Raw genomic sequence first — 24,086 nt, forward strand, 5'->3', positions numbered from 1 at the left:
CTTCGGGTGGGGGGGGCCCCGCCGGTCCTTCGGGCGGGGCCAGGCGTGGGGGGGGTTTTTTACCCTAAAAAAACCCCCCCATCTCGATGTACGCGGAGGGGCGATGTTTCACGTGAAACATCGCCCCTCCGCGCGTGCAGGCTTCCTTACTTCTTCAGCTTCGACAGGCAGAGGGTGAAGTCGTCGCCGCGGCCGCTCTCCCGGTAGGTGGCGTACTTCGTGATGTCGCAGGTGCCGCTGTCCTTCTTCTCCGCGACCTTGTACGCGGCGTCACTGTCGCCGCAGTCCACGATCTTCAGGTCAGGGTCGGTGGAGCTGGTCGGGTTGCCGACGCTCATGCAGTCACCGACCTCGGCTGCGGCCGCCTCGTCCTTGCCCGCCAGGACCGCGCCACCCGCGATCAGGGCGACGATGGCGACACCCACGATGGAGAATATGAGCTTCTTCTTGCTCTTGCGCGGGGCCTGCGGGTCCGGACCGCCCTGGTAGAACGGCACGCCGGGCTGCTGCGGAGCGCCCGGCTGGGGCGGGTACGGCTGGCCGGGGGCCTGGCTGTACGGGTCGCCCCCACCCTGGGGCTGGCCGTACGGCGCACCGCCCTGAGGCTGCTGGCCGTAGGGCTGCTGGCCCTGGGCGAACGGATTCTGGCCCTGGGGCGGCGGAGTGGACACGGGGATCCCCCTAGAAAAGTGCACAAGGCGTGTGGCTGGGATGCGCGATGGCGCGAAAACGACTCCCGTAAGTTACCGAGATCCCGGGCGCGGATTGAAGCCCAGCGAGCCTCTGTGGCACTGATGTGACACTTACTGGTCGTCAAACCTGGCCATAGCCACAGCAATCGCCGCGTAAATAGCGGCCACCGTGACAACCAAGAGGGCCGATTTTCCGTCCGGGGGCAGCATCAGGGCGGCCACGCCTGCCGCGCCGACGAAGGAGATGTTGAAGAGGACGTCATAGAGGGAGAAGATCCGACCTCGGAAGCCGTCGTCGACGGAGGCCTGGACGACCGTGTCCGTGGCGATCTTCGCGCCTTGAGTGGTCAGCCCCAGGACGAAGGCGGCGACGAACATCGGCACCGGGGCGAAGGCCAGGCCGAGCGCGGGCTCCAGGACGGCCGCCGCGGCGGCGCAGAGCACGAGCCAGCCGCGCGGCCCGAACCGGCCCGCGGCCCAAGGCGTCACCACGGCCGCCGCGAAGAACCCGGCACCGGAGATCCCCACGGCGACCCCGAGCAGCGCGAGTCCGTCCTCCTCCGTCGACCCCCACGCGTACCGGCACAGCATCAGCACCATGACCGTCAGCGCGCCGAAGCAGAACCGCATCAGTGTCATCGACACCAGGGCGTGCGCGGCCGGGCGGCGCTTGGCGAGATGGCGCACGCCCGCAAGGAGACCGCGTGCGGTCCCGGCGAGCGCCGTGCGCAGGTGCGGCTGCACCAATTCCGGATCGGGGCCGAGGAGTTCACGGGAGATGCGCAGGGAGGCGAGCGCGGCGCACAGGTAGAGCGCTGCGCCCAGGAGGACCACGGCCGCGTCCGAGTCCGATGCCACGATGCGTACCGCGAAGGCGAGACCGCCGCCCGCGGTGGCGGCGAGCGTGCCGGCGGTCGGGGAGAGCGAGTTGGCCAGGACCAGACGGTCGGCGTCGACGACGCGCGGCAGCGCAGCCGAGAGCCCGGCGAGGACGAAGCGGTTGACGGCCGTGACGCACAGCGCGGAGGCGTAGAAGAGCCAGTCCGGGGTGTCGCTGAGGATCAGCACGGCGGTCACGCAGGCGAGGGCGGCCCGCAGCAGATTGCCGTACAGCAGCACCTGGCGCCGTCGCCAGCGGTCGAGCAGGACGCCCGCGAACGGGCCGACGAGGGAGTACGGCAGGAGGAGCACCGCCATCGCGGAGGCGATCGCCGCGGCGGACGTCTCCTTCTCCGGCGAGAAGACCACGTATGCGGCGAGCGCGACCTGGAAGACGCCGTCCGCGCCCTGGGAGACGAGCCGCACGGCCAGCAGGCGCCGGAAATCCCGCAGCCGCAGGAGAACGCGCAGGTCACCGACGACAGCCATGGGGCACAGCCTCACATACGAGTGGGGTCCCCGGGCACATACGACCCGGGGACCCCAACTGCCTACCGAAGCAGCCGACTCAGCAGCCGGCCGAGCGGTTGACCTGGCGCTCGACTCAGCGCTCGACCTCGCCCTTGATGAACTTCTCGACGTTCTCGAAGGCCTCGTCGTCGAAGTACTGCACCGGCGGGGACTTCATGAAGTACGAGGACGCCGACAGGATCGGGCCACCGATGCCGCGGTCCTTGGCGATCTTCGCGGCGCGCAGGGCGTCGATGATGACACCGGCCGAGTTCGGGGAGTCCCAGACCTCGAGCTTGTACTCCAGGTTCAGCGGGACGTCGCCGAAGGCGCGGCCCTCGAGGCGGACGTACGCCCACTTGCGGTCGTCGAGCCACGCGACGTAGTCGGACGGGCCGATGTGGACGTTCTTCTCGCCCAGCTCGCGGTCCGGGATCTGCGAGGTGACGGCCTGCGTCTTCGAGATCTTCTTGGACTCGAGGCGGTCGCGCTCCAGCATGTTCTTGAAGTCCATGTTGCCGCCGACGTTGAGCTGCATGGTGCGCTCAAGACGGACACCGCGGTCCTCGAACAGCTTCGCCATCACGCGGTGCGTGATGGTGGCGCCGACCTGCGACTTGATGTCGTCGCCGACGATCGGGACGCCCGCCTCGGTGAACTTGTCCGCCCACTCCTTGGTGCCGGCGATGAAGACCGGGAGGGCGTTGACGAAGGCGACCTTGGCGTCGATGGCGCACTGGGCGTAGAACTTCGCCGCGTCCTCGGAGCCGACCGGCAGGTAGCAGACCAGGACGTCGACCTTGCGGTCCTTGAGGATCTGGACCACGTCGACCGGGGCCTCGGCGGACTCCTCGATGGTCTGGCGGTAGTACTTGCCCAGGCCGTCGTAGGTGTGGCCGCGCTGGACCTGCACGCCGGAGTTCGGCACGTCGCAGATCTTGATGGTGTTGTTCTCGCTGGCACCGATCGCGTCCGCGAGGTCGAGGCCGACCTTCTTCGCGTCGACGTCGAAGGCGGCGACGAACTCGACGTCACCGACGTGGTAGTCGCCGAACTGGACGTGCATCAGGCCCGGGACCTTGGTGTCCGGGTCTGCGTCCTTGTAGTACTCGACGCCCTGGACCAGCGAGGCGGCGCAGTTGCCCACGCCGACGATGGCTACGCGAACCGAACCCATTCCGGTTGCTCCCTGTGTGATCTCGGTATTCCGGATGAGACTCCGCGGAATGCGGAGGCTCACTTGGTGGTGTCGTCGGACGCATCCGGCGGCGGGGTGCTGCCCCGCCGCCGGGGCAGGACGCCCGACTCCCCAGATGTGCTGTTCTGCTGAGCGGAGCCGTCGGAGGCGGACCGTTGCTGGTCGCGTCCCGCGCGCTCGCTCTCGATGAGCTCGTTCAGCCAGCGCACTTCGCGCTCCACGGACTCCATCCCGTGCCGCTGCAGCTCAAGCGTGTAGTCGTCGAGGCGCTCCCGGGTGCGGGCCAAGGAGGCGCGCATCTTCTCCAGGCGCTCCTCCAGGCGGCTGCGGCGGCCCTCGAGCACCCGCATCCGCACGTCCCGCGAGGTCTGGCCGAAGAAGGCGAAGCGGGCAGCGAAGTGCTCGTCCTCGTACGCATCGGGGCCGGTCTGCGAGAGCAGTTCCTCGAAGTGTTCCTTACCTTCGGCCGTCAACCGATAGACGATCTTGGCGCGGCGCCCCGCGAGGGGGGCCAGGGCCTCTCCGGCAGCACCCGATTCCTCGATCAACCAGCCGTTCGTGACCAGAGTCTTGAGGCATGGGTAGAGCGACCCGTAGCTGAAGGCGCGGAACACACCCAGTGAGGTGTTGAGCCGCTTGCGCAGCTCATAGCCGTGCATCGGGGACTCGCGGAGCAGGCCGAGCACGGCGAACTCGAGGATGCCAGAGCGTCTGCTCATCGTCGCCTCCCGTCTGTCCCGGTCTGCCTCACACGGCCCTTTATGCCGAGCTGATGTATCGGCTCGATACATCACGACGATAGAACGAGGTGCCGTCTGCGACAAGAGGGGGCACGGTGAACGGGATCACATCACCGATTCGTAGGAAGTAACTTGCCTGTTTTGGGGTGAACTTCGGTCCTAAGAGGGTTTTGACGGTGCGTAGTCTGTGCGCCATGCATACCGCCGGGAACCAAGTGACGCGAGGTGGCGTCGCTGTCCCCGGTGCAGTGCGGATGAGCGCCGGAACGGGCGCATCCGTACATCGGGGGGACCGGAAACCAGCCGCCGTTTCCAGGCGCGGAGACCCGCGCCTGCCCGAGGAGTAGTCGTTCGATGAGCGAGCACCGTCGCAAACCGCCGCAGCCGCAGGGCGGCGGACGCGCCGCGGCCAGGCGTGGCGCATCCGGCGCATCCGGCGCGTCCGGAGCGCCGTCGGGCCGTCGTGCAGCACCGCGTGGCGCCACTGGATCGCCGTCATCGCCGTCATCCCCGTCGGCGTACGGGCCGGGGGCCCCCGAGGGCGAGGAGCGGCCTTACGGCGGTCGCGCCGAGGCCCGGCGCGCGGCCCGCAATGGCTCCGTCGGGGGTGGTGGCGGCCGTCGGAGGGCCGCCGAGAACGTCGGCCGGGGGCGGGGCAGAGGGCGTGGCCAGGAGCCCGCCAAGAAGCGCTTCATCGACTATCCGCGCGCGGGCAAGTCCGGGGCGGGGCGCTGGCTGCCGTCGTGGCGGCTCGTCACCGGCCTGTTCATCGGGTTCCTCGGCAGCATGCTCGCGGTCATCGGCATCGCGTACGCCCTCGTCGAGGTCCCGGAGGTCGCCAAGGCGGCCAAGGCCCAGAACAACGTCTACTACTGGGCCGACGGCTCGCAGATGGTCGCGACCGGTGGTGAGACCAACCGCCAGATCATCAAGTACGCGGACATCCCGAGGGCGATGCGCAACGCCGTCATCTCGGCGGAGAACAAGACCTTCAACAAGGACAAGGGCGTCGACCCGATGGGCATCGCCCGGGCCGTCGTCAACATGGCCAAGGGCGGTCAGACCCAGGGCGGCTCGACCATCACGCAGCAGTACGTGAAGAACGCCCGCCTCGACGACCAGTCGCAGACGTTCACGCGCAAGTTCAAGGAACTGTTCATCTCCATAAAGGTCGGCCGGGAGGTGAGCAAGGAAGACATCATGGCGGGCTATCTGAACACCGCCTACTACGGCCGCAACGCCTACGGCATCCAGGCCGCCGCCCGCGCCTACTTTGGCGAGGACGCGGAGGATCTGAACCCGAGCCAGTGCGCCCTCCTCGCGACCGTGCTCAAGGGCGCCACGTACTACGACCCGGCCGGTTACCCCGAGATCGACCCCGCGGCCAATCCCAAGGCCAACCGGGAGCGGGCCGAGAAGCGCTGGAAGTGGATCCTCGACGAGGAGGTCAAGGACGGCAGCCTCAGCGCCGAGGTCCGCAACAAGTACACGAAGTTCCCGAAGCTGGAGAGCCCGCGCTCGAACGTCAAGCTGAGCGGCCAGATCGGCTACCTGGTCTCGCTCGCCAAGGCGTACGTCATCAACAACAGCGACGGCAAGATCACCGCTGGTCAGCTCGAACAGGGCGGCTACGAGATCCACACGACCTTCGACAAGAAGAAGGTCAATCAGCTCGAGGACGCGGTGCAGAAGGTCCGCAAGGCCAAGATCAAGCCGAAGCTGCGCCCGGACAAGGACACGCACGTCCAGTTCGGCGGCGCGTCGGTCAACCCCAAGACCGGGGCGATCGAGGCCATCTACGGCGGTGAGGACGCGACGAAGCACTTCACCAACAACGCGGACACGACCGGTGCTCAGGTCGGCTCGACGTACAAGCCCTTCGTGCTGGCGGCGGCCTTCAAGAACGGCGTCCGCTCCAAGAGCGGTGGAGAGATCCAGGGCGACGGCACGCGCACCATCGTCGACCCGAAGAGCAAGTACAGCGGCAAGAACAAGCTCAAGATCAAGAACTACGACGGCACGGTCTGGCAGGACAAGGACGGCAAGGAGTGGCTGCAGACCAATGACGGTCAGCAGTCGTACAACCCGCCGAGCTACAGGATCGACCTCCGCGAGGCCATGCGGGAGTCGGTCAACTCCGCCTATGTCCAGCTCGGCATGGATGTCGGGCTCGACAAGGTGAAGGCCGCGGCCATGGATGCCGGCCTCAAGGACGACAAGTCCATGGCGGGCGCCACCTACCCGTCCTTCTCCCTCGGTACCTCGTCACCGAGCGCGATCCGCATGGCCGGGGCGTACGCCACGTTCGCCGACCAGGGCAAGCAGCGGGATCCGTTCTCGGTGAGGGAGGTCAAGAAGGAAGGCGAGACGGTCTACCAGCACGACACCCAGGTCAAGAGCCCCTTCAGTCCTGAGGTCGCGAACAACGTCACCGACGTGCTGCGGACCGTTGTCGAGAAGGGCACCGGCACCTCGGCCAAGCTGCCCGGCCGTCAGGTGGCGGGCAAGACCGGTACGACCGACGGCAACAAGTCCGCCTGGTTCGTCGGCTACACCCCGCAGCTGTCGACGGCGATCAGCATGTACCGCCTCGACGACGACGAGAACAACAGCAAGCGCGAGTTCCTGGAGATGTTCGGCACGGGCGGCGAGAAGAAGATCCACGGCGCCTCCTTCCCCGCGCAGATCTGGCAGGACTACATGGAGGAGGCCCTCAAGGGGAAGCGCTCTATCCCGTTCCCGGCGCCGGGCCCGATCGGTGAGATCGTCGGAGACATCCCGCCGCCCTCCCCGACGCCGACCGAGGAGCCCGAGCCGAGCGACTCCCCGTCGCCGACCCCGACCGAGACCAAGTCGTCCGAGCCCCCCGAGCCGACCGAGTCCCCCGACCCGACCGAGTCCTGCAAGCCCTGGGACCCCAGGTGCGAGGACGACGGTGGAGTGACGGACGGCGGTTCCGATAACGGCGGCGCCGATGGCGGTTCCGGCGGTGAGTCACCACCGCCGACCGGCCAGCCGAACGGCGGCAATGGCAACGGCGGGAGCAACGGCAATGAGAACGAAGGAGGGCTCTTCGCCGGTCCGACCGGCTGAGCCGAGCCTCGCGTACGTTTCACGTGAAACGGCGTGATCCACGGAAACGGCATGTTTCACGTGAAACAAGGCCGCCGCATCCGACGAGGGTGCGGCGGCCTTGTCGTGTGCCTGTGTGCCCGCGCGGGTTGTGGCGTCGTGAGGTCGTGGTGTCCTGCTGCGAGTCCGCGGGCCTTCAGCCGTCTGTCGGCGGTACGGCGGGTTCTCGGGCACGTACGCCGGAGTTCTCAGAGCCGTACGGCAGGATGTGCGCCATGCCCAGCGCAGAGAAGACGCCCCCCACACGCGCGCATCAGTCCGTACCCGAGCAGGCTCCGCAGCCTGTGCTCCCCACGAAGCAGGACGAGGTCGCCGCGGCCGGCAGTGAGCTGATCGGCGGACCGATCGGCCGCAGAGCCCTGCTGGCGACGGCCCGGCTGACCCCGGTACGCGTCATCGCACTGGTCGCGATCGGCATGTTCGCACTCGGCATGGTGCAGAAGATGCCCTGCTACAACGGCGGCTGGTTCGTCGGTGCGAGCTCGCAGTACACGCATGCCTGCTACTCGGACATCCCCCACCTCTACCAGGGCCGTGGCTTCGCCGACGGGCTGGTGCCGTACTTCGACAAGCTGCCTGCCGACGTCGGCATGGACTACCTCGAGTACCCGGTGCTGACCGGTCTGTTCATGCAGGTGGCCGCCTGGCTGACGCCGGGCAGCGGATCCATCCAGCACCAGGAGAAGGTCTACTGGATGGTCAACGCCGGGATGCTGATGGTCTGCACGGCCATCATCGCCGTCTGCGTGACCCGCATCCACCGGCGCCGCCCCTGGGACGCCCTGCTCGTCGCCCTGGCCCCCGCCTTCGCCCTGACGGCCACCATCAACTGGGACCTGTTCGCGGTCGCTCTGACGGCCCTGGCGATGCTGATGTGGTCGCGTGGCAGGGCCGTGTCCGCGGGGCTCCTCATCGGCCTCGCGGCGGCCGCCAAGCTCTATCCGGCGCTGCTGCTCGGGCCGCTGCTCGTGCTGTGCTGGCGGGCCTGGCGCTGGCGGTCCTTCTGGCTGACCGCGGGGAGCGCGGTGGGCGCCTGGCTCGCGGTGAACCTGCCGGTGATGATCAGCCATGATTCGGACGGCTTCCACATCCGCGAGGGCTGGGCGAAGTTCTACACCTTCAGCCAGGAGCGCGGGGTCGACTTCGGATCGTTCTGGCTGATCCTCTCCCAGCGCATGGACGACCCGCTGACCACGGACACGGTGAACAAGCTCGCGGCCGCCCTGATGATCCTCTGCTGTCTGGGAGTGGCCGCCCTCGCCCTGACCGCGCCGCGCCGCCCACGCCTGGCACAGCTGGTCTTCCTGGTGGTCGCCGCCTTCATCCTCACCAACAAGGTCTACTCACCGCAGTACGTCCTGTGGCTGATTCCGCTCGCCGCGCTGGCCCGCCCCCGCTGGCGTGACTTCCTCATCTGGCAGGCGTGCGAGGTCGCGTACTTCCTGGGGATCTGGGGATATCTCGCGTTCACGACGAGCGGGGACGCGCACAAGGGGCTGCCCACCGAGGGCTACCAACTGGCCATCGCGATCCACCTGTTGGGGACGCTGTACCTGTGCGGGGTGGTCGTGCGCGACATCCTCATGCCGGAGCGGGACGTGGTGCGGAGGACCGGGGAGGACGACCCCTCCGGAGGGGTTCTCGACGGCGCTCCGGACGTCTTCGTGCTCGGTCCGGCGGCACATCCGCCGCGGCAGGCCGCGCCGGACGGAGCGGCCTCGTGCGTGCGGTGGGGGACGGAGAGCGACCGTTCGCTCTGAGCGAACAGGGTCAGGGGGTGGGGTGCGGGCCGGGCACGGGCCTGACTCGCTGAGCAAGCCGAAGGGCCGGTACGCATCCCGCGTACCGGCCCTTCGGCTGTGCCTCGGACGGCTCAGCGGTCGACGATCCGGTCGAACTGCGTGGTCGTGTGCCGCAGATGGGCCACCAGTTCCTCGCCCACCTTCGGCTCCGGCGCGTCCGACGGCACGAAGAGCAGCGACACCTGCATGTGCGGCGGCTCGGCGAACCAGCGCTGCTTGTCGCCCCAGACGAACGGCGACAGGTTGCGGTTGACGGTCGCGAGGCCCGCGCGGGCCACGCCCTTCGCCCTCGGCATCATGCCGTGCAGTGCCTTGGGGGCCTCCAGGCCGACGCCGTGCGACGTACCGCCCGCGACGACGACCAGCCAGCCGTCGGAGGCGACCTTCTGCTGGCGGTAGCCGAAACGGTCCCCCTTCACGACGCGCGTGACGTCGAGGATGGCGCCCCGGTACTCGGTCGCGTGGTGGTCGCCCAGCCACAGCTGCGTACCGATGCGCGCGCGGAAGCGGGTCTGCGGGAACTGCTGCTGGAGGCGGGCCAGTTCACCGGCCTTCAGGTGGCTGACGAACATCGTGTGCAGGGGCAGGCGGGCGGCGCGCAGCCGGTCCATCCAGGCGATGACCTCCTCGACGGCGTCCGAGCCGTCGGTGCGGTCGAGCGGCAGATGGATCGCGAAGCCCTCGAGGCGCACGTCCTCGATGGCCGCGTGCAGCAGCGGCAGGTCCTGCTCGCTGACGCCGTGCCGCTTCATCGAGGACATGACCTCGATGACGACGCGGGCGCCCACGAGGCCGTGCACGCCGTCGATCGACGACACGGAGCGGATGACGCGGTCGGGCAGCGGCACAGGCTCTTCGCCCCGGCGGAACGGCGTCAGGACCAGCAGGTCACCGCCGAACCAGTCCTTGATCCGGGCGGCCTCGTAGGTCGTGCCGACGGCGAGCACGTCCGAGCCGAATCGCGTGGCCTCCTCCGCGAGCCGCTCGTGACCGAAGCCGTAGCCGTTGCCCTTGCAGACCGGGACGATGCCCGGGAACTGCTCCAGCATGTGCTTCTGGTGTGCCCGCCAGCGCGCGGTGTCGACATAGAGCGTGAGCGCCATGGCTGGTCCCGGAACCTTTCTGATGTCTGCGGTGTAACAGAGGTATGGAAGGAAATGCGGAAGGAAGCGGTGCGGGATCAGCGACGCGACATGTAGATGTCGAGAGCCTTGTGCAGCAGCTTGTTCAGCGGGAAGTCCCACTCACCGACGTACTCCACGGCCTCGCCGCCGGTGCCGACCTTGAACTGGATCAGGCCGAAGAGGTGGTCCGTCTCGTCCAGCGAGTCGGAGATGCCGCGCAGGTCGTAGACGGAGGCGCCGAGCGCGTAGGCGTCGCGCAGCATCCGCCACTGCATCGCGTTCGAGGGCCTGACCTCACGCCCGATGTTGTCGGACGCGCCGTAGGAGTACCAGACGTGGCCGCCCACGACGAGCATCGTCGCCGCCGAAAGGTTCACGCCGTTGTGCCGCGCGAAGTACAGCCGCATGCGGTTGGGATCCTCGGTGTTGAGGGTCTGCCACATCTGCTGGAAGTAACCCAGCGGCCTCGGACGGAACTTGTCGCGGATCGCGGTGATCTCGTAAAGACGCTGCCATTCGGCGAGGTCCTGGTAGCCACCCTGGACGACCTCGACACCGGCCTTCTCGGCCTTCTTGATGTTGCGGCGCCACAGCTGGTTGAAGTTCTTGAGGACGTCCTCGAGCGCGCGGTTGGCCAGCGGCACCTGGAACACATAGCGGGGCTGCACGTCACCGAAGCCGGCGCCGCCGTCCTCGCCCTGCTGCCAGCCCATGCGGCGGAGCTTGTCCGAGACCTCGAAGGCGCGCGGCTCGATGGTCGTCGGCTCGACGTCGCGCAGCCGCTTCACGTCCGGGTTCTGGATGCCGGACTTGATGGCGGGGGCGTCCCAGCGGCGGATGACGACCGGCGGGCCCATCTTCACGGAGAAGGCGCCCTGCTTCTTCAGGTGCGCCAGCATCGGCTGGAGCCACTCGTCCAGATTCGGGGCGTACCAGTTGATGACCGGCCCCTCGGGCAGATACGCGAGATAGCGCTTGACCTTGGGCAACTGGCGGTAGAGCACAAGACCCACACCGACCAGCTGGCCGGTCCTGTCGTCGAACCAGCCCAGGTTCTCCGAGCGCCATTCGCTCTTCACGTCTGCCCATGCGGGGACCTGGCAATGACTTGCCGACGGCAGGCTCTGGATGTACGCCAGATGCTGCTCTCGGCTGATGGTCCTCAGGGTCAGGCTCATTCGCGGCGCTCCTCGGGCTGGTGTGTCCCCATGGGTACAGGGGCTCCGGCTCTCGCGCCGAAGCCTACTGCGCCCTGCGAGCGCCCCGTCTGGGCGTATGGAACCTTCGTCCCCGGCCGTGCTCCGACCAGGGGCGGTAAGGGTCCCTCAGCGGCAGGTCCGCTGTCTGTTCAACGGAGTTCGCCGGCTACCAGAGTCCGCCGAAGAGTCCGCCGTGCGCCATGCCCAGGAAGAAGCCGACCGCCGAGGCGCCGAGCCCGACGATCAGGAAGAACCGCTCGCGGGTCGTCACCGAGATGAACTGCCCGTAGGCCCCCGTGAAGATCCCGACCAGACCGGTCCAGGAGCTGAGCAGGTGCAGGTTGTGGAACATCGCGGTCACGAAGGCGATGGCCCCGAGCACCAGCGTCACGCCGAGCAGCGTGTCCTGGAGCGGATGGGGCTTGCCGTCGGTGGCGAAGAGGGAGCCTGCGGTGTCACGTCGCATTGCCTGTGCCATGGAGGCACCTCCTGCGGAAGGCGGCGCACTGTAGCGCCATACACACCCGATGTGTACAGATTCTGCCCGTCCACCGCCGGATTTCAACCGGAAGGCAAGGTGCAGGTAGTCTGTACCGTCTGCACCGGTGTCTGCCCAGGCCACAGCACGAGCCCCCGTCCGCGGGGGCCGATTGTCAGTGGCGGCCGATACCGTTGCGTACGCATCACGACCCTCCTGCCACGGAACGACCGTGGCCGCTGAGTCCAAAGGAGGTGGGTTCCACATGCGTCACTACGAGGTGATGGTCATCCTCGACCCCGATCTCGAGGAGCGCGCTGTCTCCCCGCTGATCGAGAACTTCCTCTCCGTCGTCCGTGAGGGCAACGGAAAGGTCGAGAAGGTCGACACCTGGGGCCGTCGTCGTCTCTCGTACGAGATCAAGAAGAAGCCCGAGGGCATCTACTCGGTCATCGACCTGCAGGCCGAGCCTGCGGTCGTCAAGGAGCTCGACCGCCAGATGAACCTGAACGAGTCGGTCCTCCGGACCAAGGTCCTCCGTCCCGAGATGCACTGAGCCCTCTGGCTCAGGCCCGTTGAGCCCCTGGGCTCGGCGGCACTCGGGATCCGAGTAGCAGCAGTAAAAGCAGCCAGCAGCAAACCCGCCGAGAGGTTCCCCCAATGGCAGGCGAGACCGTCATCACGGTTGTCGGCAATCTTGTCGACGACCCCGAGCTGCGCTTCACCCCGTCCGGTGCGGCGGTCGCGAAGTTCCGTGTCGCGTCCACCCCCCGCACCTTCGACCGGCAGACCAATGAGTGGAAGGACGGCGAGAGCCTGTTCCTGACCTGCTCGGTCTGGCGTCAGGCGGCGGAGAACGTCGCCGAGTCGCTCCAGCGAGGCATGCGCGTCATCGTGCAGGGCCGGCTGAAGCAGCGGTCCTACGAGGACCGTGAGGGCATCAAGCGCACGGTCTACGAGCTGGACGTCGAGGAAGTCGGCGCCAGCCTGAAGAACGCCACGGCCAAGGTCACCAAGACCACCGGTCGCGGCGGCCAGGGTGGATACGGCGGCGGCGGTGGCGGCGGCCAGCAGGGCGGCGGCTGGGGCGGTGGCTCCGGCGGCGGTCAGCAGCAGGGTGGCGGCGGTGCTCCCGCCGACGACCCCTGGGCGACCGGTGCGCCGGCCGGTGGCGGCCAGCAGCAGGGCGGCGGCGGTGGCGGCTGGGGTGGAAACTCCGGCGGCTCCGGTGGCGGCTACTCGGACGAGCCCCCCTTCTAAGCCTCGGGCCGTAGGCCTCAGGGCGAGAAGGCGGGTCGTACCCACACTTCTTGATCACACAGGAGAAACACCATGGCGAAGCCGCCTGTGCGCAAGCCTAAGAAGAAGGTCTGCGCTTTCTGCAAGGACAAGGTCCAGTACGTGGACTACAAGGACACGAACATGCTGCGGAAGTTCATTTCCGACCGCGGCAAGATCCGTGCCCGCCGCGTGACCGGCAACTGCACGCAGCACCAGCGTGACGTCGCCACGGCCGTGAAGAACAGCCGTGAGATGGCGCTGCTGCCCTACACGTCCACCGCGCGATAAGGGAAGGGTGACCGAAACATGAAGATCATCCTCACCCACGAGGTCTCCGGCCTCGGTGCCGCCGGCGAGGTCGTAGACGTCAAGGACGGCTACGCCCGCAACTACCTGATCCCGCGGAACTTCGCGATCCGCTGGACCAAGGGTGGCGAGAAGGACGTCGAGCAGATCCGTCGTGCTCGCAAGATCCACGAGATCGCGACCATCGAGCAGGCCAACGAGATCAAGGCCCAGCTCGAGGCCGTCAAGGTCCGCCTGGCCGTCCGCTCCGGCGACGCCGGTCGTCTCTTCGGCTCCGTCACCCCGGCCGACGTCGCTTCGGCGATCGAGGCTGCCGGTGGCCCGAAGATCGACAAGCGTCGTGTCGAGCTCGGCGCGCCGATCAAGACCCTGGGCGCCCACGCGACGTCCGTGCGTCTGCACCCCGAGGTGGCCGCGAAGGTCAGCGTCGAGGTCGTCTCTGCCTGAGTCGCAGCAATGCGCTCGCAGGACTGAGTGAAGGGGCCGCACCTACGGGTGCGGCCCCTTTGCTGTGTTTCACGTGAAACGCGCGAAGTTTCACGTGAAACACGGCATCCGGAACATCAGCGTGTGGCGCCCGTGACGACCCAGCGCCCGGAGCGCGACCGCAGCCAGAGGGTCAGCGCTCGCACGGCCATCATGAGCGTCATCGCGGCCCACAGGGCGGTCAGGCCGCCGCCGAGGGTGGGCACGAGGAGCGCCACGGGGGCGAAGACCGCGAGGGTGGCGAGCATGGCCCAGGCGAGGTACGGCCCGTCCCCGGCGCCCATCAGGACGCCGTCGAGGACGTAGACGATGCCGCAGATGGGCTGGGCGAGGGCTATCACCATCAGTGCGGGCAGGGCCGTGTCCTGGACGGCTGCGTCGCCGGAGAACAGCGGGACGAACACGGGGCGGGCCGCGACGACCAGCAGGCCCAGGACGGCGCCTGAGGCGACGCCCCACTGGACCATGCGGCGGCAGACGTCGCGGGCGCCCTGGGGATCGTTGGCGCCCAGGTACCGGGCGATGATGGCCTGCCCGGCTATCGCGATGGCGTCGAGGGCGAAGGAGAGCAGGCTCCACAGGGACAGGACGATCTGGTGGGCCGCCACCTCGGCGTCGCCGAGACGTGCGGCCACGGCTGTCGCGATGAGCGCGATGGCGCGCAGCGCGAGCGTACGGGCCAGGAGCGGGACTCCGGCCTGGGCACAGGCCCTTATGCCGGCCGCGTCGGGGCGCAGGGAGGCACCGTGCCGCTTGGCCCCGCGGACGACGACGTAGAGGTAGATGGCCGCCATGCCGCACTGGGCCAGGACGGTGCCCCAGGCGGAACCGGCGATGCCGAAGCCGAAGCCGTAGACGAGGAGGACGTTCAGGGCGCCGTTGGCGACGAAGCCGCCGATGGCGACGTACAGCGGCGTCTTGGTGTCCTGGAGGCCGCGGAGCACGCCGGTGGCGGCGAGGACGACGAGCATCGCCGGTATGCCGAGGATGGAGATGCGCAGGTACGTGACCGCGTACGGGGTCGCTGACTCGGAGGCGCCGAAGAGGTCGACGAGCGCGGGCGCGGTCGGCAGGGCGACGGCGATGACAGCGGCGCCGAGGAGCAGGGCGAGCCAGATGCCGTCCATGCCCTGGCGGATCGCGGCCTGGAGGTCTCCGGCGCCGACGCGGCGGGCGACGGCGGCCGTGGTGGCGTAGGCGAGGAAGACGAAGACGCTGACGGCCGTTCCCAGGAGGGCCGAGGCGATGCCGAGGCCGGCGAGCTGCGCGGTGCCGAGATGGCCGACGATGGCGCTGTCGGCCATGAGGAAGAGGGGCTCGGCCACGAGTGCGCCGAAGGCGGGGACGGCGAGGGCGACGATCTCTCGGTCGTGCCGTCGCCGGGCGGCCTTGGGCGCCGCGGGAGCCTGTGTCATGAGCATCAATCTAATCTTCCACAGGTAAGAGATGCAACTGCCTTAGGACCCTTACTTGGTTCGGGTGTGCGCATTGGGCGGGGCCTGGTTCGTCAAGATCTTGGGCCGACTGGGGAAGTTTTTCTTCTGCACAGCCGGTGGACGGTAAATGTGCAGGTCAGAGCAGGTGTGGAAAAGGTCCTGAGGGCTTGTTCACAGGGCTGTCCACCGGACCGTGCACAGGTTTTGCGGGGTTCTCCACAGCATCACGCCCGTCATCCACACCGCCTGTGGATAACCAGATTGGCTGACGGTGCCCGCGGGCCTACCGTGGTCCGGCGCCCGCCTCGTCCTGCCATCGCGGAAACCCCGCAAATCCGACGCGTCAGAACCGGAGTTGGGCCCCCTTATTTGTCAGTGTCGTGCCGTAGGAAAGAGAGGCACGGCGAGGTCCGCGTGGCGGACGGGAGGAGGTGGCCCGGTGAGTATTTCCGAGCCCTTGGACGACCCGTGGGCCGACAGCGGTCCGGGGGACCGTCTGCCCGTCTCCCGCCCGCGCCGCGACGGCGGACGCGGCCAGGAGCAGCACGAGCGGGGCAGGGAGGGCGGCTGGGACGGCGGCGGCACGTCCTTCGAGCGCGTCCCGCCGCAGGACCTCGACGCGGAGCAGTCCGTGCTCGGCGGCATGCTGCTGTCGAAGGACGCCATCGCGGACGTCGTAGAGGTGCTCAAGGGCCACGACTTCTACCGCCCGGCGCACGAGACGATCTTCATCGCGATCCTCGACCTGTACGCCAAGGGCGAGCCCGCCGACCCCATCACCGTCGCCGCCGAGCTCACCAAGCGCGGTGAGATCACCAAGGTCGGCGGCGCCTCGTACCTCCACTCGCTCGTCCAGACGGTCCCGACGGCCGCGAACGCCGAGTACTACGCGGAGATCGTCCACGAGCGTGCGGTCCTGCGCCGCCTGGTCGAGGCCGGTACGCGCATCACACAGATGGGGTACGCGGCCGACGGCGACGTGGACGAGATCGTCAACAGCGCCCAGGCCGAGATCTACGCCGTCACCGAGCAGCGCACCAGCGAGGATTATCTGCCGCTCGGCGACATCATGGAGGGCGCGCTCGACGAGATCGAGGCGATCGGCTCGCGCAGCGGCGAGATGACGGGTGTGCCGACGGGCTTCACCGACTTCGACTCGCTCACCAACGGTCTGCACCCCGGCCAGATGGTCGTCATCGCCGCCCGTCCCGCCATGGGTAAGTCGACACTGGCCCTCGACTTCGCCCGGGCCGCGTCCATCAAGCACAACCTGCCCAGCGTCATCTTCTCCCTGGAAATGGGGCGCAACGAGATCGCGATGCGTCTGCTGTCCGCGGAGGCACGGGTGGCACTGCACCACATGCGTTCCGGCACGATGACGGACGAGGACTGGACGCGGCTCGCCCGCCGGATGCCCGAGGTGTCGGCCGCCCCGCTCTACATCGACGACTCCCCGAACCTGTCGATGATGGAGATCCGCGCCAAGTGCCGCCGCCTCAAGCAGCGCGCCGACATCAAGCTCGTGATCATCGACTATCTGCAGCTGATGCAGTCCGGCGGCTCTAAGCGCGCCGAGAGCCGACAGCAGGAAGTCTCGGACATGTCGCGAAACCTGAAGCTCCTCGCCAAGGAGCTCGAGGTGCCGGTGATCGCCCTGTCGCAGCTGAACCGTGGCCCCGAGCAGCGCACCGACAAGAAGCCCCAGGTCTCCGACCTGCGTGAATCCGGCTCCATCGAGCAGGACGCGGACATGGTGATCCTCCTCCACCGCGAGGACGCGTACGAGAAGGAGTCCCCCCGCGCGGGCGAGGCCGACATCATCGTGGGCAAGCACCGTAATGGCCCGACCGCGACGATCACGGTCGCGTTCCAGGGTCACTACTCGCGCTTCGTGGACATGGCACAGACGTAGGGCTCGGCCCCCTACGAGTGAGGGAGCCGAGCCCTACGTCTGATGCCGCTTGGCTCAAACCAGTTCGGGTTGCGATTCCGGTTCGCGCTGCCGGACCACTGTGGCCTTCGGCTCCCACAGTTTCGTGGTTCGTACGTAGCCATAGATGACCGAGGCCATTGCCAGCAGGATAAGCGGTCCGAACAACCACGGGTGTCGGGCCATTTCCATCGGCAGAAAGCGATACGAGAGCAAGAGCCCGGCGAATACCGTCGCGCCATAAGCGGTGAACCGAATTCCTGAACGGTCCCAGCTGCGGTCGAGCGTACGCAGTCCCGCCTCGATCGTGAGTGTGAACACGACACCGGCCACGATGTCCACGCCGTAGTGGTATCCGAATCCCAGCGTCGCGCCGAGGGTGGCGACAAGCCAGAAAGTTCCTGCGTACCGCAGAATTCTCGGACCCTTTCGGGAATGAATGAAGATCGCCGTTGCCCATGCCGTGTGCAGGCTGGGCATGCAGTTGCGCGGGGTGATCTCGTCGAATGGGAACGCCTGCGGGGTGCTGATCGACGGCGGCGTGTCCGGCCACAGATCGGCGACCGCCCACTGCGCGGTGGGGGGCGTGCTGGGCCACAGGTCGGGATTGGTCCAGTGCTCGCTTCCGGCGCCGTAGGCGAAGATCGGTCCGACCACCGGGAAGATCATGTAGATGCCGGGGCCGAGCAGGCCGATGACCAGAAACGTGCGCACCAGGTGGTGGCGCGGGAAGCGGCGTTCCGCGGACACGCGGCGCAGTTGGTACAGCGCGACCACGACCGCGGCCACCGCGAGCTGGACGTAGACGAAGTCGAGCAGACGGATGCCCGTCGGGCCGGTGGCCGCGACCAGTCGGCCCACCACCCACGACGGGTTGCCCAGCGCGTGGTCGGCCGTCGCCACGTACTGGTCGAGCACCGTCGGGCGGGTCTTCGCCGTGATCAGCAGCCAGGCGTCGCCGGTCTTGCGGCCGGCCACGAGCAGCAGGCCGAGGCCGACGCCCTTCAGGAGAAGGGTGCGTTCCCGGCCGGTGCGGCGCGTGATGGCGATGACCGCGCAGCCCAGCATCACCCACAACGCGCCGTTGCCGAAGGTCAGCTTGGAGTCGACAGCCCAGCGCCCCAGGAAGAAGGGGATGTCGATGCAGACCGCGACGCCGAGCGCGATGAAGCGCTGCCGCCAGGTGAGGACCACCATCATCAACGCCATGCCGGCGTACAACAGCGGACCCGAACTGGGCGCGAAAATCACCTCTTGCGCCTGGTTCGTGATAGGCCCGGGCAGGCCATAGTGACGCGCGGCGATCTCCAGCGCGATGAGGAACCCGAGGGCCACCAGAGTTGCTGCGGCCCAGAGCATCGGCCGTGGTTTACGCCACGCGGTGAAATTAATTCTGCTTTTTATTCGCGAGAGCGCCCGCGACGAGTGAGATATCAATTGTTTGGCCGATTTGGTAGATGCTAGCTATTGGGTAACTCTTCGTGCTGGCTGACGTGCATTTCGGTGAACGCGGGCGATCGGGGCGATCGTCGTGAGTCGGATCATGTTAGCGGAGCGACGCGGGTGGGTTTCGCTCGTCGCGGGCAGTGCGAAGGTCATGCGAAGGCCGGTCGATCCTCTGCTCGACGATCTGGTGTCTCAGGGCGATCATGAAACTCGCGTTGCCCGGTGGGTAGGGAGAGCGTCGAGTTACGCGGTGGCTGCAAAGCGTGTGCACGAGGGGCGTGATCTGGCCCCTTGAGTGAGGGGTGTTGTTCGGCCACAGAGGGGACCAGGGAAGGCCGGAGGGGAGAGAGCAGGGGAGGTCGGCATGGAGGAGCCCACGCGACACGACGTGGATGTCGGTGGTCGTCGACTGTCGTGCCTCGACTTCGGGGGACGGGGACAGCCGCTCCTCGCGCTGCACGGCCACTTCGGGGAAGGGCGGACGTTCGCCGCGCTGGCGCGTGAGCTCGGACCCCGTTGGCGGGTGATCGCGCCGGACCAGCGGGGCCATGGCTGGTCGGAGCGGGGGGCGGGCTTTTCGCGTGATGGCTATGTCGAGGATGCCGTGGCCGTTCTCGATCACTTCGGTATGACGGACGTCGTGGTGCTCGGCCACTCCCTGGGTGGCGTCAACGCCTATCAGCTCGCGGCGCGGCATCCGCGTCTTGTCAGGGCTCTCGTCATCGAGGACATCGGCGCGGAGGTCGACGGCGATCTGTCCTTCTGCTTGCCGTGGCCGCGTCGAGTCCCCACGCGAGCGGCGCTGGTCGAAGCGCTCGGTGGCTCGGCCCGCTACCTCGCGGACGCCGTCCGGGAGTACCCGGACGGCTGGGGGCTGGCCTTCGAGCCGAGGGACATGGTGCTGTCACAGGAGCAGCTCAACGGCGACCACTGGGGCGACTGGCTGGCCAGCTCATGCCCCGCGCTCCTGGTCCGCGGTAGTCGCAGCGATGTTCTCGGTGCTCGGCATGCCAAAGACATGGTCGTGCGCCGCCCCCTTGCGCGGCTCGTCGAGCTGGCGACCGGCCACACGGTGCACGAGAGCGACCCGATGGGCTTCGCCGCCGTGGTCCGGGACTTTCTCGACGGTTTGTGAGGGGTGGGGACGGGCGGGGGACGGGGCCCGGCGGTGGAGTGGGCGGGGCTATGTGTGTCGAGGGGGCGTTTCACGTGAAACATGTCGCGCCAGGTCAGGGCGTGGCACCGGAAATGACTCGACGTGCGGCAGCCACGCATATGGACTGGCCCCATGACTCATGAAGAGCTGCTTCCGAGTACCCGCCGGTCCCTGACGCATCGCATCGCCACCGCCCAGACGGAGGGGCGGGTCCCTTCGCTGGTCGCCGCGATCGCCCGCGATGGTGAGTTGGTGTGGACCGGGGCCCGGACCTCGGTGGCGGGCCACGCGCCGGATGAGAATGTTCAGTACCGCATCGGATCGATCACCAAGACGTTCACCGCGGTCCTTGTGATGCGTCTGCGCGACGAGGGGGTGCTCGACCTCTCGGACCCGTTGGAGAAGCACCTGCCGGGTACCGGAGCGGGCGAGGTGACGATCGCGGAACTCCTCGCGCACACGGGTGGGTTGGGCGCGGAGACACCCGGTGTCTGGTGGGAGCGCAGTTCGGCCTCCCTGCGCCCCGAGCTGAGCGACGTGCTCGGCGACGAGCCCTTCAAGCACCCCGTCGGGCGCCGGCACCACTACTCCAACCCCGGCTACACGCTGCTCGGTTCGCTGGTGGAGGCGCTGCGCGGTGAGCCGTGGGAGGACGTGCTGCGGCGGGAGGTCCTGGAGCCGCTCGGCCTGACCCGCACCAGCGGCCATCCGCAGGCCCCGCACGCCGGTGGCTGGGCGGTCCACCCCTGGGCGGACGTCATGCTGCCCGAACCCACCGAGGACCTGGGGCTGATGGCACCGGCCGGACAGCTGTGGTCCACCACCGCCGACCTGGCGCGGTTCGGCGTCTTCCTGATGCAGGGCGACGACCGGGTGCTCGGCGTGGATTCGGTCCGCGAGATGAGGACCCCGTCGGCGCCTGCGGAGGCCGGGAACTGGGAGCGGACGTACGGCCTCGGGGTGGATCTGGTCGGCGGGAAGGGATACACGCTGGCCGGACACTCGGGCTCGCTTCCCGGGTTCGTCGCGTCGCTGTGGACGAGCGAGAAGGACGGGCTGGCGGCGGTGGTCCTCGCCAACTGCACGTCGGGGCCGCCGGTGGCCCTCGTGGCAGCGGAACTCCTGCAGATCGTGGCGGAGGCCGAGCCGCGCATTCCCGAGCCGTGGAAGCCGCTGCCGGAGGTCGACCCGGCGGTGCTGGAGCTGGCGGGGCCCTGGTACTGGGGGACCAACGTGTCCGTGCTGCGCCTCGCGGCCGACGGCGCGGTCGAGGTGGGGCCGCTGGCGGGTGGGGGGCGCGGTTCGCGGTTCCGGCCCAACGGGGACGGGACGTGGACCGGGCTCGACGGGTACTTCGCGGGCGAGCGCCTTGAGGCCGTCCGGCGGGCGGACGGCTCCGTGAGCCATCTGGACCTCGCGTCGTTCGTCTTCACCCGTGAGCCGTACGAGGCGGGGGCGCCGGTGCCGGGCGGGGTGGACCCGGAGGGGTGGCGCGGGCTCGCGTAGGCCGCCCGGGGTGTCCTGTTTCACGTGAAACAGGACACCTGAAACAGGACACCCCGGCGCACATCGTCGTCACGGCCGGAGCCCGCACGCCGCCGACGCGGTCCGAGTCGAAGCTGGGCCCAAGCAGTCCGAGGTAGGGCTCGAAGTCCACGTGGTCAGAGCTGAAGCACTGGAAGCTCACGCGGTCCGAGCCGAAGCTTGAGCCCACGTGCTCCGAGCCGAAGCGCCCCAGCGGTCAGAGCTGAAGCTTGAAGCCCACGTGCGAGGCCGTGAAGCCCAGGCGCTCGTAGAAGCGGTGCGCGTCGGTGCGCTTGACGTCCGAGGTCAGCTGCACCAGCTGGCAGCCCTGCCGCCGGGACTCGTCGACGGCCCACTCGATGAAGCGGGTGCCGAGGCCGCTGCCCCGCTCGTCCGCGTGCACGCGGACGGCCTCGATGATCGACCGCACCGCGCCCTTGCGGGAAAGGCCCGGCACGATGGTGAGCTGCAGCGTGCCCACCACACGGCCCTCGCGCACGGCGACGACCAGGTTCTGGTTCGGGTCCTCGGCGAGCCGCTGGAACGCCGCCAGGTAAGGCGTGAGGTCGTCCGGGGATTCGCGCTGGGCGCCCAAGGGGTCGTCGGCGAGCATCGCCACGATCGCGGGAATGTCATCGGGCACGGCGGGTCGTATCTCAAGATCTCCCATGGCCGCAGCCTATGCGGCCGCCGATCGGGCGGGCGGACCCAAGCGAGCGGGCCGATAGGGCGCGGACCTGAGCGAGCGAGCGGACCTGAGCGGGCAGGCCGTCCCGGGCAGGCCACCCCGGGCAAGCCGCCCCGGCCAGGCCGCCCCGACGGGTAAGCGCGGACCTAGGCGGGCGTGCGGACCGCCTCGACCGCCTGGACCAGCGGCGCGAGCTCGGGGCTCTTGGCCGCCTCGTCCAGGGCCTCGCGCAGCGCCGCGTCATTGGTGGGGCGGGCTTCGCCGAGGAGCGCGGCTCCGCTCTCGCTGACTTCCGTGTAGATGCCGCGCCGGTCGGTGGGGCACAGGTAGCGCGAGAGGAGTCCGCGCTCCTCGAGGCGGGTGACCAGGCGGGTGGTGGCGCTCTGACTGAGGACGACGGCGTCGGCGACCTGCTTCATCTGCAGATGGCCGCCCTCGCCGTCGTGCTGGCGGTTCAGGACGTCGAGCAGGCTGTACTCCCGCACGCTCAGGCCGTGCTTGGCCTGCAGGGCCCGCTCCACACGGGCCTCGATCTTCCCGTGGAGCAGGGAGAGAGCGCACCAGCCCTGGGCGAGGGCGGTGAGTGCGGGGTCTGTCGCTGTCATGACTGTTCCTCCGTCTTCCTGCGTCCCGGACGCCTTCCTGCGGCTCGGACGGGTCCCGTGTCCCGGGCGACTTCCCCTGTCCGTGACCGGCCGCTGCCCGCGTCCTTGAGCGGCTGCGTCCAGGATAGTCCACCGCTGCAATATCCGGCGCTTGCAATTAACCAGCGCATGCAACTATTGTGGACGCACGTTAAGCGCCCTTGCAACCGTCTGGAAGGTAGTTCCATGCCTCTCGCGCTTCTGGCCCTCGCGATCGGGGCCTTCGGAATCGGCACCACGGAATTCGTGATCATGGGATTGCTGCCGGAGGTCGCGGGTGACTTCGACGTATCCATCCCGACCGCCGGTCTGCTCGTCACCGGCTACGCCCTCGGTGTCGTCGCCGGAGCCCCGCTCATGACCGTCCTCGGCCAGCGGATCACCCGCAAGCGGATGCTGATGCTTCTGATGGGTCTGTTCATCGCGGGCAACCTGCTCTCCGCCATCGCCCCCAGCTTCGGCGTGATGCTCGCAGGCCGCGTCGTCGCCTCGCTCGCCCACGGCGCCTTCTTCGGGATCGGTTCGGTCGTCGCGGCCGAGCTCGTCGCCCCGGAGAAGAAGGCAGGCGCGATCGCCATGATGTTCACGGGTCTGACCGTGGCCAACGTGGTCGGTGTGCCGCTCGGCACGTTCGTCGGCCAGGTCGTCGGCTGGCGCGTCACCTTCGTCATCGTCGCCGCCCTCGGCGTGCTCGGCCTCGCCGGTATCGCCAAGCTCGTGCCGGACCTGCCCAAGCCCGAAGGCGTACGGCTCCGCGACGAGGTGGGCGCCTTCCGGAACGTACAGGTGCTCCTCGCCATGGCGATGACCGTCCTCGGCTTCGGCGGCGTCTTCGCGGCCATCACGTACATCACGCCGATGATGACGGACGTCGCGGGCTACGCGGACTCCTCCGTGACCTGGCTCCTGGTCCTCTTCGGCCTCGGCATGGTCGGCGGCAACCTGATCGGCGGCAAGTTCGCCGACCGCGCCCTGATGCCGATGCTGTACGTCTCGCTCGGCGCCCTCGCGGTCGTGCTCGCCCTGTTCACGGTCACCGCGCACAACAAGGTCGCGGCAGCCGTCTCCGTGGCGCTGATCGGTGCCCTCGGCTTCGCCACCGTGCCGCCGCTGCAGAAGCGGGTCCTCGACCAGGCCGCCGCGGCGCCGACGCTCGCCTCCGCCGCCAACATCGGGGCCTTCAACCTCGGCAACGCCCTCGCGGCCTGGCTCGGCGGCTTCGTGATCTCCGCCGGCTTCGGCTACACGGCCCCGAACTGGGTGGGCGCCGCCCTCGCCGCCTCCGCCCTCGGCCTGGCCGTCCTCTCGGCCGCCCTGGAGCGCCGGTCCACCTCCCCCGGGAAGGTCGTCGCCGGAGCCGTCCCCATGACCGAGGCCCCGACCCCCGTCCACCACTGACCACACCCCGCACGCCCCGATCCGGGCCCACCCCGGG

The 24,086-nt window shown here is 68.6% G+C and carries 21 protein-coding genes; 10 read left to right on the forward strand and 11 right to left on the reverse strand.

Annotation, left to right across the window (positions count from 1 at the left end; all coding sequences use genetic code 11):
• Positions 1–146: 146 nt before the first annotated feature.
• The 4 genes from ACFVHO_RS21800 to ACFVHO_RS21815 all read right to left on the reverse strand — a co-directional run bounded on the left by ACFVHO_RS21800 (position 147) and on the right by ACFVHO_RS21815 (position 3,998).
• Positions 147–671, reverse strand: coding sequence for a hypothetical protein (locus ACFVHO_RS21800; protein WP_385716969.1), 525 nt, complete (start codon positions 669–671; stop codon positions 147–149).
• 132 nt (positions 672–803) lie between these two features.
• A complete protein-coding gene (locus ACFVHO_RS21805) occupies positions 804–2,060 on the reverse strand; it encodes an MFS transporter (RefSeq protein WP_385716972.1) in 1,257 nt (418 codons plus the stop codon).
• 115 nt (positions 2,061–2,175) lie between these two features.
• Complete coding sequence (locus tag ACFVHO_RS21810; RefSeq protein WP_289948498.1) at positions 2,176–3,258, reverse strand: inositol-3-phosphate synthase; 1,083 nt, start codon at positions 3,256–3,258, stop codon at positions 2,176–2,178.
• A gap of 59 nt (positions 3,259–3,317) precedes the next feature.
• The gene (locus ACFVHO_RS21815) at positions 3,318–3,998 is read right to left on the reverse strand and encodes a PadR family transcriptional regulator (RefSeq protein ID WP_289948499.1); all 681 of its coding nucleotides are present in this window, start codon (positions 3,996–3,998) and stop codon (positions 3,318–3,320) included.
• Between the two features lie 375 nt (positions 3,999–4,373).
• Between ACFVHO_RS21815 and ACFVHO_RS21820 the strand changes: the two genes are divergently transcribed.
• Together ACFVHO_RS21820 and ACFVHO_RS21825 are read left to right on the forward strand one after the other, a co-directional pair.
• Positions 4,374–7,112, forward strand: coding sequence for a transglycosylase domain-containing protein (locus ACFVHO_RS21820; protein ID WP_385716975.1), 2,739 nt, complete (start codon positions 4,374–4,376; stop codon positions 7,110–7,112).
• 245 nt (positions 7,113–7,357) lie between these two features.
• Positions 7,358–8,911, forward strand: coding sequence for a glycosyltransferase family 87 protein (locus tag ACFVHO_RS21825; RefSeq protein WP_385716978.1), 1,554 nt, complete (start codon positions 7,358–7,360; stop codon positions 8,909–8,911).
• A gap of 113 nt (positions 8,912–9,024) precedes the next feature.
• On the opposite strand, the gene ACFVHO_RS21830 is transcribed toward ACFVHO_RS21825, so the two are convergent.
• The 3 genes from ACFVHO_RS21830 to ACFVHO_RS21840 form a co-directional block, all read right to left on the reverse strand.
• Positions 9,025–10,056, reverse strand: coding sequence for an alanine racemase (locus tag ACFVHO_RS21830; RefSeq protein ID WP_289948502.1), 1,032 nt, complete (start codon positions 10,054–10,056; stop codon positions 9,025–9,027).
• Between the two features lie 77 nt (positions 10,057–10,133).
• The gene (locus ACFVHO_RS21835; protein ID WP_030357784.1) at positions 10,134–11,255 is read right to left on the reverse strand and encodes a peptidoglycan bridge formation glycyltransferase FemA/FemB family protein; all 1,122 of its coding nucleotides are present in this window, start codon (positions 11,253–11,255) and stop codon (positions 10,134–10,136) included.
• A gap of 187 nt (positions 11,256–11,442) precedes the next feature.
• On the reverse strand, positions 11,443–11,754 hold the full coding sequence (locus ACFVHO_RS21840) for a hypothetical protein (RefSeq protein ID WP_030357785.1): 312 nt from the start codon (positions 11,752–11,754) through the stop codon (positions 11,443–11,445).
• A gap of 265 nt (positions 11,755–12,019) precedes the next feature.
• Here ACFVHO_RS21840 and rpsF point away from each other — a divergent pair, with 265 nt between their 5' ends.
• The 4 genes from rpsF to rplI all read left to right on the forward strand — a co-directional run bounded on the left by rpsF (position 12,020) and on the right by rplI (position 13,788).
• Entirely contained in the window at positions 12,020–12,310 is a 291-nt protein-coding gene (gene rpsF, locus ACFVHO_RS21845) for a 30S ribosomal protein S6 (RefSeq protein ID WP_016644628.1), read from the forward strand.
• Between the two features lie 104 nt (positions 12,311–12,414).
• Positions 12,415–13,014, forward strand: coding sequence for a single-stranded DNA-binding protein (locus ACFVHO_RS21850; protein ID WP_385716982.1), 600 nt, complete (start codon positions 12,415–12,417; stop codon positions 13,012–13,014).
• A gap of 72 nt (positions 13,015–13,086) precedes the next feature.
• Positions 13,087–13,323 (forward strand): 30S ribosomal protein S18, encoded by a 237-nt coding sequence (gene rpsR, locus ACFVHO_RS21855; protein WP_006381652.1) that lies wholly within the window; start codon positions 13,087–13,089, stop codon positions 13,321–13,323.
• Between the two features lie 18 nt (positions 13,324–13,341).
• Positions 13,342–13,788 carry a 50S ribosomal protein L9 gene (gene rplI / locus ACFVHO_RS21860; RefSeq protein ID WP_385716985.1) on the forward strand — a complete coding sequence of 149 codons (447 nt, stop codon included), beginning with the start codon at positions 13,342–13,344 and terminating at the stop codon, positions 13,786–13,788.
• A gap of 116 nt (positions 13,789–13,904) precedes the next feature.
• Here rplI and ACFVHO_RS21865 read toward each other — a convergent pair whose 3' ends face one another.
• A complete protein-coding gene (locus ACFVHO_RS21865; protein WP_385716988.1) occupies positions 13,905–15,242 on the reverse strand; it encodes an MATE family efflux transporter in 1,338 nt (445 codons plus the stop codon).
• Between the two features lie 460 nt (positions 15,243–15,702).
• Between ACFVHO_RS21865 and dnaB the strand changes: the two genes are divergently transcribed.
• Positions 15,703–17,175, forward strand: a complete 1,473-nt coding sequence (gene dnaB / locus ACFVHO_RS21870; RefSeq protein ID WP_289948515.1) for a replicative DNA helicase — start codon at positions 15,703–15,705, stop codon at positions 17,173–17,175.
• Positions 17,176–17,229: 54 nt separating this feature from the next.
• Here the strand turns inward: dnaB and ACFVHO_RS21875 are convergent, their stop codons facing one another.
• Positions 17,230–18,552: a DUF5933 domain-containing protein gene (locus ACFVHO_RS21875; RefSeq protein ID WP_385716991.1), complete on the reverse strand. Its 1,323-nt coding sequence runs from the start codon at positions 18,550–18,552 to the stop codon at positions 17,230–17,232.
• 451 nt (positions 18,553–19,003) lie between these two features.
• Between ACFVHO_RS21875 and ACFVHO_RS21880 the strand changes: the two genes are divergently transcribed.
• On the forward strand, positions 19,004–19,774 hold the full coding sequence (locus ACFVHO_RS21880) for an alpha/beta fold hydrolase (protein WP_385716993.1): 771 nt from the start codon (positions 19,004–19,006) through the stop codon (positions 19,772–19,774).
• A gap of 153 nt (positions 19,775–19,927) precedes the next feature.
• On the forward strand, positions 19,928–21,301 hold the full coding sequence (locus tag ACFVHO_RS21885) for a serine hydrolase domain-containing protein (protein WP_385716996.1): 1,374 nt from the start codon (positions 19,928–19,930) through the stop codon (positions 21,299–21,301).
• 235 nt (positions 21,302–21,536) lie between these two features.
• Here ACFVHO_RS21885 and ACFVHO_RS21890 read toward each other — a convergent pair whose 3' ends face one another.
• Together ACFVHO_RS21890 and ACFVHO_RS21895 are read right to left on the reverse strand one after the other, a co-directional pair.
• Entirely contained in the window at positions 21,537–21,989 is a 453-nt protein-coding gene (locus ACFVHO_RS21890; RefSeq protein ID WP_385716999.1) for a GNAT family N-acetyltransferase, read from the reverse strand.
• Between the two features lie 164 nt (positions 21,990–22,153).
• A complete protein-coding gene (locus tag ACFVHO_RS21895) occupies positions 22,154–22,612 on the reverse strand; it encodes a MarR family winged helix-turn-helix transcriptional regulator (protein WP_385717001.1) in 459 nt (152 codons plus the stop codon).
• 225 nt (positions 22,613–22,837) lie between these two features.
• Between ACFVHO_RS21895 and ACFVHO_RS21900 the strand changes: the two genes are divergently transcribed.
• A complete protein-coding gene (locus tag ACFVHO_RS21900; RefSeq protein ID WP_385717004.1) occupies positions 22,838–24,049 on the forward strand; it encodes an MFS transporter in 1,212 nt (403 codons plus the stop codon).
• Positions 24,050–24,086 lie beyond the last annotated feature (37 nt).

It is taken from the genome of Streptomyces sp. NPDC127108 (assembly GCF_042677545.1).
Lineage (GTDB): Bacteria > Actinomycetota > Actinomycetes > Streptomycetales > Streptomycetaceae > Streptomyces.

Coding starts and splice junctions, on each gene's coding strand:
- ACFVHO_RS21805 (WP_385716972.1), bottom strand. CDS start 2,060: ATGGCTGTCGTCGGTGACCTGCGCGTTCTCCTGCGGCTGCGGGATTTC.
- ACFVHO_RS21810 (WP_289948498.1), bottom strand. CDS start 3,258: ATGGGTTCGGTTCGCGTAGCCATCGTCGGCGTGGGCAACTGCGCCGCC.
- ACFVHO_RS21815 (WP_289948499.1), bottom strand. CDS start 3,998: ATGAGCAGACGCTCTGGCATCCTCGAGTTCGCCGTGCTCGGCCTGCTC.
- ACFVHO_RS21820 (WP_385716975.1), top strand. CDS start 4,374: ATGAGCGAGCACCGTCGCAAACCGCCGCAGCCGCAGGGCGGCGGACGC.
- ACFVHO_RS21825 (WP_385716978.1), top strand. CDS start 7,358: ATGTGCGCCATGCCCAGCGCAGAGAAGACGCCCCCCACACGCGCGCAT.
- ACFVHO_RS21830 (WP_289948502.1), bottom strand. CDS start 10,056: ATGGCGCTCACGCTCTATGTCGACACCGCGCGCTGGCGGGCACACCAG.
- ACFVHO_RS21835 (WP_030357784.1), bottom strand. CDS start 11,255: ATGAGCCTGACCCTGAGGACCATCAGCCGAGAGCAGCATCTGGCGTAC.
- ACFVHO_RS21840 (WP_030357785.1), bottom strand. CDS start 11,754: ATGGCACAGGCAATGCGACGTGACACCGCAGGCTCCCTCTTCGCCACC.
- rpsF (WP_016644628.1), top strand. CDS start 12,020: ATGCGTCACTACGAGGTGATGGTCATCCTCGACCCCGATCTCGAGGAG.
- ACFVHO_RS21850 (WP_385716982.1), top strand. CDS start 12,415: ATGGCAGGCGAGACCGTCATCACGGTTGTCGGCAATCTTGTCGACGAC.
- rpsR (WP_006381652.1), top strand. CDS start 13,087: ATGGCGAAGCCGCCTGTGCGCAAGCCTAAGAAGAAGGTCTGCGCTTTC.
- rplI (WP_385716985.1), top strand. CDS start 13,342: ATGAAGATCATCCTCACCCACGAGGTCTCCGGCCTCGGTGCCGCCGGC.
- ACFVHO_RS21865 (WP_385716988.1), bottom strand. CDS start 15,242: ATGACACAGGCTCCCGCGGCGCCCAAGGCCGCCCGGCGACGGCACGAC.
- ACFVHO_RS21875 (WP_385716991.1), bottom strand. CDS start 18,552: ATGCTCTGGGCCGCAGCAACTCTGGTGGCCCTCGGGTTCCTCATCGCG.
- ACFVHO_RS21880 (WP_385716993.1), top strand. CDS start 19,004: ATGGAGGAGCCCACGCGACACGACGTGGATGTCGGTGGTCGTCGACTG.
- ACFVHO_RS21885 (WP_385716996.1), top strand. CDS start 19,928: ATGACTCATGAAGAGCTGCTTCCGAGTACCCGCCGGTCCCTGACGCAT.
- ACFVHO_RS21890 (WP_385716999.1), bottom strand. CDS start 21,989: ATGGGAGATCTTGAGATACGACCCGCCGTGCCCGATGACATTCCCGCG.
- ACFVHO_RS21895 (WP_385717001.1), bottom strand. CDS start 22,612: ATGACAGCGACAGACCCCGCACTCACCGCCCTCGCCCAGGGCTGGTGC.
- ACFVHO_RS21900 (WP_385717004.1), top strand. CDS start 22,838: ATGCCTCTCGCGCTTCTGGCCCTCGCGATCGGGGCCTTCGGAATCGGC.